The 11,071-nt window shown below is 42.4% G+C and carries 8 protein-coding genes and 1 riboswitch; of the genes, 5 read left to right on the top strand and 3 right to left on the bottom strand.

Features of this window, described 5'->3' with window-relative positions:
* Nucleotides 1-59: 59 nt before the first annotated feature.
* Together DCO56_RS06395 and DCO56_RS06390 are read left to right on the top strand one after the other, a co-directional pair.
* The gene (locus tag DCO56_RS06395; RefSeq protein ID WP_219929325.1) at nucleotides 60-3,257 is read left to right on the top strand and encodes a SusC/RagA family TonB-linked outer membrane protein; all 3,198 of its coding nucleotides are present in this window, start codon (nucleotides 60-62) and stop codon (nucleotides 3,255-3,257) included.
* 5 nt (nucleotides 3,258-3,262) lie between these two features.
* Entirely contained in the window at nucleotides 3,263-4,780 is a 1,518-nt protein-coding gene (locus DCO56_RS06390) for a RagB/SusD family nutrient uptake outer membrane protein (protein ID WP_108632857.1), read from the top strand.
* A 98-nt stretch (nucleotides 4,781-4,878) separates the two neighbouring features.
* Here DCO56_RS06390 and DCO56_RS06385 read toward each other — a convergent pair whose 3' ends face one another.
* On the bottom strand, nucleotides 4,879-5,142 hold the full coding sequence (locus DCO56_RS06385; RefSeq protein WP_108632856.1) for a 5-oxoprolinase: 264 nt from the start codon (nucleotides 5,140-5,142) through the stop codon (nucleotides 4,879-4,881).
* Nucleotides 5,143-5,208: 66 nt separating this feature from the next.
* Nucleotides 5,209-5,302: riboswitch (SAM-I-IV-variant riboswitch) on the bottom strand.
* Nucleotides 5,303-5,535: 233 nt separating this feature from the next.
* On the opposite strand from DCO56_RS06385, the gene DCO56_RS06380 reads away from it, so the two are divergent.
* The gene (locus DCO56_RS06380) at nucleotides 5,536-6,300 is read left to right on the top strand and encodes a DUF3050 domain-containing protein (RefSeq protein WP_108632855.1); all 765 of its coding nucleotides are present in this window, start codon (nucleotides 5,536-5,538) and stop codon (nucleotides 6,298-6,300) included.
* A gap of 59 nt (nucleotides 6,301-6,359) precedes the next feature.
* On the opposite strand, the gene DCO56_RS06375 is transcribed toward DCO56_RS06380, so the two are convergent.
* Both DCO56_RS06375 and DCO56_RS06370 read right to left on the bottom strand, forming a co-directional pair.
* Entirely contained in the window at nucleotides 6,360-7,829 is a 1,470-nt protein-coding gene (locus tag DCO56_RS06375) for an N-acetylmuramoyl-L-alanine amidase (protein ID WP_108632854.1), read from the bottom strand.
* Nucleotides 7,822-8,193 carry a BlaI/MecI/CopY family transcriptional regulator gene (locus DCO56_RS06370; RefSeq protein ID WP_108632853.1) on the bottom strand — a complete coding sequence of 124 codons (372 nt, stop codon included), beginning with the start codon at nucleotides 8,191-8,193 and terminating at the stop codon, nucleotides 7,822-7,824. The genes DCO56_RS06375 and DCO56_RS06370 overlap by 8 nt, the downstream gene beginning before the upstream one ends.
* A 498-nt stretch (nucleotides 8,194-8,691) precedes the next feature.
* On the opposite strand from DCO56_RS06370, the gene DCO56_RS06365 reads away from it, so the two are divergent.
* Entirely contained in the window at nucleotides 8,692-10,011 is a 1,320-nt protein-coding gene (locus tag DCO56_RS06365; protein WP_181390474.1) for a TolC family protein, read from the top strand.
* Nucleotides 10,011-11,069 (top strand): HlyD family secretion protein, encoded by a 1,059-nt coding sequence (locus DCO56_RS06360; protein ID WP_108632851.1) that lies wholly within the window; start codon nucleotides 10,011-10,013, stop codon nucleotides 11,067-11,069. The genes DCO56_RS06365 and DCO56_RS06360 overlap by 1 nt, the downstream gene beginning before the upstream one ends.
* Nucleotides 11,070-11,071 lie beyond the last annotated feature (2 nt).

Here is an 11,071-nt window from a genome sequence, read left to right as displayed (position 1 = left end):
GGGATGCTTTGTGTCAAAAATTTCAAGATAAAAGCACCTTATAAACAAAAAAAGTAAATATGAAAACAGAAAAGACAAGACAATGGCCTTTGATCAAGGGCCTGTCCTTCGGTCCTGAGGCCAGTATAATGGCACTCTGTCTTTCGATAGCTGTACCTTACACGGCCTCAGCAGCATCATTAAGGACAACAGATCGTTGTTTTGCCCCAACAGAAAAAGCCCCTTCCACAGCTCTAGGTATGTTACGTCAACAGCGTATGGTAAAAGGAAAAGTAATGGACAATACGGGGCGCCCGCTACCCGGTGTGACTGTGCGGGTCAAAAATACAACGCAGGAAACACAAACGGACCAAGATGGACAATTCGAGCTCAGGCTTGCGGATGGACCTGTCGTGCTGACGTTCTCTTCGCTGGGATTTGACGCTAAGGAAATGTCTGTTGCTGCCGATGCGGGAACCGTGAAGGTGCAGTTGAATGACGCTTCGTCGAGTTTGGAAGAGGTCGTTGTGGTCGGTTACGGTACGCAAAAGAAAGTAAACCTAACCGGTGCTGTGGCTACAGTGAGTGGCAAAGATATGATCAAACGGCCCGTTGTCAATACGGCTTCCATGCTGCAGGGGGCAATCCCGGGCGTACAAATCAATCAGGGCTCGGGAGAACCGGGCAATGAAGGCGTATCCATCCGTATTCGGGGCAAGGGCACCTTTAGCGGTGCCGGATCGGATCCCCTGGTGCTCATTGATGGTGTGCAGGGCAAATTCTCCGACGTCAATCCCAACGATATCGAAAATGTTAGTGTGCTAAAAGATGCAGCCTCCGCAGCAATTTACGGTTCGCGTGCAGCCAATGGCGTTATTCTGATCACGACAAAACAAGGGAAATCGGGAAAGACAACCGTTCAGTATGATGGTAATGTGGGTATCTATAAGCCTACGAAAATGTTTGATCTGATCACCAATTCGGCGCAGTATATGGAATTATACAACGAAGCGCGTAAGAATTCCAATCTCAACGATGGCCTATATCCCGCCGATGTGATTGCTGCCTATCGCAATAGCAACGATCCTGTAAAATATCCAAATACGGACTGGCTAGGGCTTATTTTCCAAACTAAACCGACTTACACCCACAATCTCGGTATCCAGGGCGGAAACGAGAAGACAACCTTTAATGTTGGTTTGGGCTACGTCAATCAGGATGGAATGATCAAAGGTTTTAACTACGACCGTTATTCCGCTCGGCTCAACCTGACGACCAAAATCTCGGAAGGTATTAAATTCGGAACAAATATCTTACTCAAGACTGGACATACCGAATCTATTCCAGGGGGATCCAAAGACCTCTTCCTGTCAGCCATGTCACAGGCACCAACCTATGGCCCATTTTTACCGGATGGCAGTGGACGGTATACTTACAAAGCTTACGACTGGGAGTACAACAATAAAAACCCAATGGCTGTATTGGATCGGAAATTCACGTACAATACCGATGACTATGCTGCCAATCTACAGGCCTGGATGGAGGTTCAACTGTTTAAAGGTCTTTCCTGGTATACCAAAGGTGCCTATAATTTCAATATGGACAAGTACAAGGATTATAAATCAACGTTGGATGAATATTACTACCATACGGGCACGCTCGGAACAACATTGGATCTTGGAAAGGGCCTTACGGATCAGGATCAGCAAACGATATACACCAATTTATTTACTTACCTCAACTATGATCGTGAGTTTGGTGCGCATCACCTCAAAGCTCAGGCCGGTTATAGTATTGAAAAAAGCAAGTATACCTACCTGCAGGGCTTCCGACAGAATTTTGTCGACGATACACTAACAGAATTAAATGCCGGGGGATCGGATATTCAACGGGCAAATGGAACAGCCAACCAATGGGCGCTGATCTCTTATTTCGGCCGATTGAACTATGATTATCAAGGGAAATACCTCTTGGAAGCCAATATGCGCTACGATGGTAGTTCGAAGTTTTACGGTAAGAACCGTTGGGCAGCATTCCCTTCTTTCTCTGCAGGCTGGCGTGTATCGGAAGAATCCTTTATCAAGGAGCTTACTTCAAGTTGGTTGAATAATTTGAAGATCCGTGGATCCTGGGGGCAACTTGGAAATCAGAATGTAGTTGATGTAAATGGGTACGCTCTGAATTATCCATACCAACCAGTATTGGGGCTCACAGGTAATTATTCTTTTGATAACAATACCCTGCAATCTGGAGTTGCACAGCAAAGGTTGACCAACCCATTGATCAAATGGGAAACAACGACCATGACAGATATAGGGGTAGATTTAAGTCTGTTCAAAAATTTGGATATTACTTTCGACTGGTATAAAAAGCGAACAACAGACATTCTAAGACCTTCGCAAATTACTGCAATAGTCGGGTTGGGTGCCCCAAATATCAATGACGGTATAGTTGAAAATAAGGGTGTTGAATTGGGAATTACTTATCGGAATCAAATTACTACGGGAGCATTGGAAGGTTTAAGCTATCAGCTAGGTGCAAACCTCGACCGTTTCAAAAACAAGCTGGTAAAATTTGGCGAGCCGGAAATCGGAGGCTATACGATCAAGAAAAATGGCTACGCCATGGATAGCTTTTATACCTACGAGGTCGTCGGTATCTTTCAATCGGAGGCTGAAGTGAGCAGCTCACCAAAACAGTTTAATGATAATACACTGCCAGGAGACCTCAAGTATCGAGATGTCAATGGAGATGGAAAAATTGATGCTAACGATCGAACACTTATCGCCGGAGTGGATCCAAAGCTGAACTATAGTTTTAATCTAAGTGCAAGTTTTAAGGGCTTTGACTTTTCGGCCCTATTACAAGGGGTATATGGTGTCAAATCCTATGTTTCGGGCTGGGGTGTAACACCATTTGTACAAGGTAGCCCCCCGACAAAAGACTGGTTAGACCGTTGGACACCTGAAAATCCTTCGACGACCATGCCTCGTATTTATTGGGGTTGGAGTGCTCCGGAGAAATTTAGCCGTGCTTCCAGTTATTTTATACAGGATGCTTCATACTTCAGGTTGAAAAATCTTGTGTTAGGATATACATTACCGAACGGGCTATTGAAAAAATATAAAATAGACCGCCTACGTGTTTATTTTTCCGGTGATAACCTCGTCACTGCAACCAAATTTAAGGGATTGGATCCTGAGCGCTATGGAAATGGTGATCTGGTACAGTATCCGCAAAACAAGATTTATTCATTTGGTGTACAAGTTAACTTTTAAGTGCTATGAAAAAGAAATTTATAACAGCGTTGATGCTATCCGGTCTATTTTTTGGTTCCTGTAACAGTGCCTTGGACCTCAATCCTTTGGATCAGATTGCTTCGGACAACTATTTTAGCAAAAAATCGGATTTTGATAATGCATTAGCCGGTGTCTATGCATCGTTGCAGAGTGAAGCCTTCTCCTATGGGATGCCTTTTCGGGACTGCCTGACTGACAATGGCTACAATCAGTTCAACTCAGGTAGCGTTAATGAAATCGTAGGTGGGAATTTAAATCCGACCACAGGGGGCTACGAAACCGGTATTTATAACGATGCTTATGTGGGAATAGGACGTGCCAATCGCCTGATCGAGAAGCTTCAGGGTTATAACGGCTCCGATATGAACGATGCAGAGAAGAAAAATATGGAAGCCGAAGCCCGCTTTATCCGTGCTTTTGTTTATTTCCAATTGTACAGTATTTATGGTGAGGTGCCGCTTGTGCTGACTCCCCTCAGTCTGGAGGATCAGCGTCAGCCAAAGGAAAGTGCGGAGAATATTCTAAAACAGATTCGGGCTGATCTGGATTTTGGGATCGCCAACTTAGCGGCTAAACCTTATTTCAATAATGGGGGACATGCGACCGCAAGTTCAGCAAAAACCTTGAAAGCACGAGTTTTATTGTTTGCGGCTTACGGTGACAAAGGGGTGCCAGATTTAGCAATCTTGAAAGAGGTAAAGGACTTATGCACCGATGTCATGAAAGAGTATACCCTGAGTATGGCTTTTGAAAATGTCTTTCGCGATGCAACACAGAAGAACAATACCGAGATTATCTTTTCGGTCAATTTTCTGGCACCGAATAATACAGCCCCCTGGGACATGTACCTAGGCGACTGGATCGCTGCTTCACCTTTACAAAACCTCGTGGATACCTATGAATGCAAAGATGGTCTGCCTTTTGGTGAATCACCATTGACGGACCGGACCAATCCGTTTAAAGATAGGGATCCGCGATTGAGCAAAACAATTTTTGTGGATCATCCTGACTTTGGTGGTGGTAAGATCCATACACCGTCCAACCCGCGGCCTACAGGTTATGGGGTGCTGAAATTTCTGGATCCGGCCAACTTACCTTTTGGCTTTTCAACATTGAGCCAGCAGGATGCGGTTGTACTGCGGTTTGGGGAGGTGTTATTGATGTATGCCGAAGCACAAAATGAAATCGCCGGGCCAGATCAATCGGTTTACGATGCCATGAAAACCCTGAGGAGCCGCGTCCAGATGCCCGGGTTCCCTGCCGGTTATACCAAGGAAAAAATGCGCGAACGTATCCGCCACGAAAGAAGGGTAGAACTTGCTTTCGAAGGACTACGGCATTACGACCTGATCCGTTGGCATATCGCAGGCGAAGTACTCAATGCGGTCAAAGACAGTAAAGTGCCCTATCATTTTGAAGACAAATTTTACCGCTGGCCATTACCACAAACAGAAATTGAAAAGAGCGCAGGTGTGTTAATTCAGAATCCAAATTACAAATAATAAGATTATCGCCTTCTTTTGATCGGCAATTTCCTAAACCAACAACAGCAGCGCGCACGAAGTCCTTTCGATGCGCGCTGTTTTTTGTGCCGATGCGATTACTGTAAAGGGATCAAGACGTTCTGTTCCAAACGTACAGGCACCTGCTTTACTGAGGTAAAACCGTCTTCCTTGGAAATGATGTTGGAAAGATCCAGTCCTCTTTTGGAGAACGTACTGATCAAAGCAGTTCGAAAGGTTGCCTTGGCCGAACCCCAACCTTGTCCTAAGATGGTGTCGTTGTTGAGTTGTATCAGTTCGTCCGTAGAATAATAGTTGAATTTTTCCAGTAAGTGTTGGTAAAGATTTGTTGTTGTAGCCATACAATTTAAAAATTTAAAGGATTAAACCATAAACTGTATCCAGATCTTGTTGGGAAAATAAGCGTTGTGCAACGTTTATTTTGGTCGAAACCCGTATTAATTTACCACCGCGGTGCCTACACTCGGTTGGTATTGCATCATGCAATTCTGAATACTCTACAAATATAGTAGATTATTTTTTATAATAAAAAATATTTTTGTTTTTAACGGTAAATGAGCATTGACAAGAAGATTAGGACGATCAAATGTAGAGGCTGACTGTTGCCTGTGATTTAGTTAGCTGTTGTCTGTGATTTGGTTATGAAGCGGATAGCCGGAAGGGGAATTTATCATGTTACTGTAATCTCATTGAAAATACTTTAAAAAACAGCGATAAGACAATACTTTTGCGCCATGAATAGAATTGCGGAAATTAACGAATACATTGCTGCCGAACGCGAGGTATTATTGCAACACCCTTTATATCGTAAGATCAAAACGATCAAGCATCTACGTTCTTTTACAGAAGGGCATGTTTACGCTGTATGGGATTTTATGTCTCTACTAAAAGCTTTACAGATTAAACTGACCTGTACGACTTTACCTTGGTTTGCGAGCGAGCATCCATCGACACGCTATCTGATCAACGAGATTGTATTGGCTGAGGAATCTGACGAATACATTGATGGTCGTCGGTTGAGCCATTTTGAAATGTATCTGGACGCAATGAGTGAAATGGGGGCAGATCCACACCTGATCAATAAGTTTATCGCCCATGCCAAGAAATCCAAAAGTATTTTCGATGCCATTGCTTTGACAACTTTGGACAAACGGATTAAAGATTTTCTGAACTTTACTTTTGAACTGATCGAAGAGGGACAGGTACATAAAATTGCCGCAGCTTTTACATTCGGACGTGAGGATCTTATCCCAGGTATGTTTACCTCTATTTTGCAGGAGCTAAAAACCAACTTCCCAGAATCGAGCTTGGATAATTTTATTTACTATTTCCAGCGTCATATTGATCTCGATGGTGATGAACATGGTCCTTTAGCCATGCAAATGATTACCGATTTGGCCAAAGAGGATGACGAGAAATGGGAAGAAATGAAAATAGTGAGTAAAGAGGCGCTTCAAAAGCGCATTGAGCTCTGGAATGCAATAGAAGACTCCCTATAGGGAATCTTCTATTGTTTGGAATCTTTGTAAAAAGAATTAACGGATAGTTTTACAAAAAACTATTCCGACAGAGAGGTTTTTATTGCTTTGGCGAAAGCGCTGATAAATTGCGGGTCCAATGTGTCGGAAAATGTATTTATATTCCCCAAGCTGACAATGAGCGCAGGTATTTTTGCTCCCCGTAGGATAGCGTGACTATGGCTTTCAACTGGTTTCTGCGTACTCAATCCTTGATTTTTTAAATTTTGTGTGAGACGGAATGCGAATTCCCGACTTTGATCCTGTATCTTCGGGAGCTCAACGGCTTTTGGATAAAATAAGCCGATTGGCAGTTTTGTGTTTGAAGGATCGACATCGAAATGAATGGAAACCAAGGCATCGCCGGTAAATGCCGCGCGGTCTTTGAGCATCATAAATTCGTCTTTCGAATGGGTTAATACAACTTGAAAACCTTCTTTTTCAAGTTCATTTTGAATCATCTTACAAGCCTGTAACGTAAGATCTTTCTCTTTCAGGCCTTTGCTGTTGGTGGCGCCATTATCTTTGCCGCCATGTCCCGGATCCAGCACAATGGTCTTTACACCGTTTTTAACAGCAGTGAGCGCAGTGATTTTTTCTTTTGGGGGATTAATAAAAGAAAAAGAGACAATTAACACGAATATACAGGGAACAAACAGCAGATACTGATAACCTTTCGTGCGTGGCGATAGATTTCGCATCAACCTGTCGATGCGTTCTACCAATTCATTTTGGTTTTTTAAAATTCTACTTTGCATATAATCTAATTGTTGATGTTGTTGTGTCAGATTCAGCAGGAAGCTTGCATAATCGGTCTTTCCATAGCATTCGCCCACTGCACGGTCGACCTGAAACTCATGTAGGCGGTGCAGTTCTTTCCGAACCCAGTAAATGGCGGGGTTTATCCAGAAAAAGCAGCACATCAATTCGATGTATAATTTGTCGCAGGCATGCCCTTTCAAAATATGCTGTGCCTCATGGGCAAAGATGAGCTTGCCTTCATGACTTTCAATTGCGTTTTTATCCATCACGATGTAATGAAAGATCGAACAATTATTGAATTGATTAAACGGTTGAATCACTTTAATTCCCTGATGCACCTGAAAATCCATTTTCTTTAAGCGGAATGCGAGCTTTAAGCACCGATAAACTAATCGTATCAGAAAGAAGACTGCGATCAGTAGATAAGCATAAGCGAGTATTTTTTTTAACTCCAACTTGTCCCATAGGTTGGGTTGTTGTTCGGACTCGATCAAAAGAGGCGTATTGGAATTGCTTAACTGCTCTTGTAACGCTATCTCCTGATTTGACTTTGTTTTGGGATCGTTTAAATCGACATAATCGGTCTTAAATTTAAGAAAGGGAACTACGCTACAGAAGCTAACCAATGCAATAAGCAAAAATCGGTTCAAACGAAAAAATGAAAGCTGCCGAAAAGCCAAGACAAACAGCGAGACTAAAATAAGCAAACTGACATTGGCCTCTATGCTATAGGAAAATAGGTTATTCATCTTCTTTACTTTTATTGATAATTTCCTTGATTTTCTCGATGTCAGTTTCGCTGATCTGTTGTTCTTTTACAATGAATGAAACCAAATTTTCGACAGAATCATCAAAATATTTGTTCATCACGCGAGAAAAGAAAAACTTTCGGTACTGCATCTTGGAGATGAGCGGATAATATTGATAAGTCTTCCCGTAGGCATTGAAACCCACATACCCTTTTTTCTCTAAAATCCGTACAATGGATGATATGGTATTATAGGGAGTCGTTTGTGCTGGATCCATATATTCAATGATATCTTTGACAAAGGCCTGCTTTAATTTCCATATAGCATGCATAACCTCTTCTTCTTTTTTTGTTAATTCTTCCATAGTTTAAAGCTATAACTTATTTTTCAGTTTATCAACTTATTTTTCAGTTTTAAAACTGAAAAATAAGTTGATAAACTATAACTGTCTGTTTTGTAGTTGTTTTATTTTTTTTTAATAGGCTTTGTTACCGTCAGTCCGATCAGAGAAACATTTTTGGAAATCTTAATTTTATTTTTTCAATAGATAGTCGGCCACCGCCTGATATGCAGGGTATAGATGGTCTGCTCATGGACGTCAGATGCATAGAAGGCGCCATCAGCATGATAGCTTACTCATATTTTTATAACTCCTCAGTTTGCACGGATCTGAATCTGCTGCGGATGGAAATTCCTGTGCGGTCCTAATATTTCCACTTTGCTTCTGTTTTTGGCTGATTTTACTCTTTTGTTTAAAATTGATTGAAAAATGTCTTTTTTTCATAACATATTGGCGTTTGTGAAGAAATGCATATTCCGATTAGTATCTAAGTTTGCAACGCAAAAAATAACATACGCACAAGTGAACTTTTTTCCACCCTTTTGGGCAAAAGCATTCGGCACCATTACGGTACTTGTATGCTCCGTTTTAGAAACACAGGCGCAGGACTCGCTACGCATCTCGCTCGCTGATTTGATCAGTAAGTCGCTGCAAAACAGTAAGTATATTGAACAGTCTCATTTGCTGTTACAGGAAAAGGGGATAGCTTTACAGCAGCAACGGATGGAATTACTGCCTAAAATCAATATCAGGGCTTCTGCAAGTTATGCAAGCAACATGCCTGTTTACGATCAGGGGATATTCGCCAAACCATCACAGCACGATGTTATCCATTATTTATATGACACAGGACTCGATTTTTACCTGAATCTCTACAATGGCCATCGGGATCTGATGAAGATCGAATCAAAAAAGCTGGAACTTGAACTGGCGAACATTGACTGGAAGAGTGCCACCGCGGCGATCAAGCTGGAAATCTCCAACTTATTTTTGGATTTGAATTTAGCTTATCGCAACAGGGCTCTGATCGAAGAAGATATCAAAGATCAGCGGACGCAACTGAAAGAGATCGAACATCGTTACACCGCAGGTGTTGTATTACATAGTGATGTGTTACGGATTTCTCTTGAATTGTCCAAGCGTGAACTGCTGCTGGTGCAGATCGCTAATGATATCAGGGCAATTAACCAAAAATTACAGTTGATCGCCGATATACGACAAGAAATTATTCCGATATGTATCCCGATGGAAAGTCATCCGCTGAACTATGCGGAACTTGTGGCCATTGCGAGACAGCAGGCTTTTGTGCTGTTAAAATCTGAAAAGGAAGTTGCATTAAAAAAACTGGATATCAAAGAGGCCAAATCAAATTATCTGCCTGAATTGGGCTTGACCAACACATTTACTTTTGCCAATCCACAGGTATTTTTATATCCATATAATGCGAACTGGTACAACTTAAATATAGTGGGCCTTAAATTGAACATCCCGATATCCGCTTTGTACCTCAACAAAAATATTGTTCGGGGAGCTCAGGTCGCGTTGAAGCGGGAAGAGGTCAAACACCATCATGAAGAGGAAGCGGTGGAAAATGAACTGTTGAAGGCTTATTTGGATTATAATCTTGCATTGGAGCAACAGGCGGTCTGTCAAAAAAATGTGGCGCTGGCTAAGGAAAATGCCCGTATTATAAAAAATAGATATTTCAAGTCTTCGGCACTGATTACGGATCTATTGGATGCCGATATGCAATGCCTCAAGACAAACTTTGATCTGGAATCCGCTCGGATCGCGCTACAGAAACACTACTATTTTATTGAATTTTTGAAGGGTACTATCTAATGAAACCTAAATCAGGCCGGTCAATGACCGATGTACAATTGACCCGCATCACCAATTGGTTTGCTGGAATTGCTTTGTTGGCACTTTTACTATGGGGAGGAAGGATACTCTGGTTGCGCATACGCTATACCTACACCAACGATGCCCAAGTGACGCAATATATTAATCCCATCATCTCCCGTGTGGGCGGTTACATTATTTCGGTTCACTATAAAGATCATCAATCGGTCAAGCGTGGCGACACGTTGTTACTGATTGATAATCGGGAATACAAATATGAAGCGGATCAGGCTTCTGCTTCGATAAATAGAGAAAATGCAGAAATCAACGTGCTGGGCAGCCAAAAGGAAATATTGCAAGCCGAACATGAAGCATTGGAAAAATCCATTGTTGCTGCCGAAGCACGGGTGACGAAACAGCAATTGGAATATGACCGCTACAAATTTCTATTTGACGAAAAATCTGCTACGGCACAGCAGCTGGAAGATATAAAAGCAACGCTGGAGGTGTATAACAGTGAGCTTGCCGCATTACAGCATAAGTTGGAGGCCTCTCGGGACCGTGTGAATGATGTTGATGTGAAAAAGGGGGTGATCAATGCGGAGAAAGTACGCTTGTCGGCCGCAGCAAACCGAAAGCACCTTGATGTGGGCTACACGGTAATCCGGGCACCTTATGATGGTCGGGTAGGTAAGCGTACCATTGAAAAGGGACAGATGGTAAATCCGGGGGAGGTGCTTGGGTTTATCGTCAATAGGGAGACACCGATATGGGTAACGGCCAACTTTAAGGAAACACAATTGCGCTATCTCCATCTTGGCGGCCGTGTACAAGTTGTTGCGGACGCTTATCCGGATGAAATATTTTATGGAAAGATAATTTCTATTTCCCCGGCGACAGGATCTTCTTTTTCACTGCTCCCACCAGATAATGCAACCGGCAACTTTGTAAAGATTGTACAGCGTGTACCCGTCCGTATTGAACTGGATAAAGGCAAGGGGGGGGCAAAATTACTCTCAGGGATGAACGTCAATGTTTCAGTCTCAAAAAACCAATAGCA

The sequence above is a fragment of the Sphingobacterium athyrii genome, from assembly GCF_003071065.1.
Classification (GTDB): domain Bacteria; phylum Bacteroidota; class Bacteroidia; order Sphingobacteriales; family Sphingobacteriaceae; genus Sphingobacterium; species Sphingobacterium athyrii.
The sequence above is the reverse complement of the archived record's forward strand: the minus strand, read 5'-3'. Positions and strand labels throughout refer to the sequence as shown.

Excerpts from the sequence above, each read along its gene's own strand:
- DCO56_RS06380 (WP_108632855.1), top strand. The coding sequence starts at position 5,536 with ATGAATAGAATTGCGGAAATTAACGAATACATTGCTGCCGAACGCGAG.
- DCO56_RS06375 (WP_108632854.1), bottom strand. The coding sequence starts at position 7,829 with ATGAATAACCTATTTTCCTATAGCATAGAGGCCAATGTCAGTTTGCTT.
- DCO56_RS06385 (WP_108632856.1), bottom strand. The coding sequence starts at position 5,142 with ATGGCTACAACAACAAATCTTTACCAACACTTACTGGAAAAATTCAAC.
- DCO56_RS06370 (WP_108632853.1), bottom strand. The coding sequence starts at position 8,193 with ATGGAAGAATTAACAAAAAAAGAAGAAGAGGTTATGCATGCTATATGG.
- DCO56_RS06395 (WP_219929325.1), top strand. The coding sequence starts at position 60 with ATGAAAACAGAAAAGACAAGACAATGGCCTTTGATCAAGGGCCTGTCC.
- DCO56_RS06390 (WP_108632857.1), top strand. The coding sequence starts at position 3,263 with ATGAAAAAGAAATTTATAACAGCGTTGATGCTATCCGGTCTATTTTTT.
- DCO56_RS06360 (WP_108632851.1), top strand. The coding sequence starts at position 10,011 with ATGAAACCTAAATCAGGCCGGTCAATGACCGATGTACAATTGACCCGC.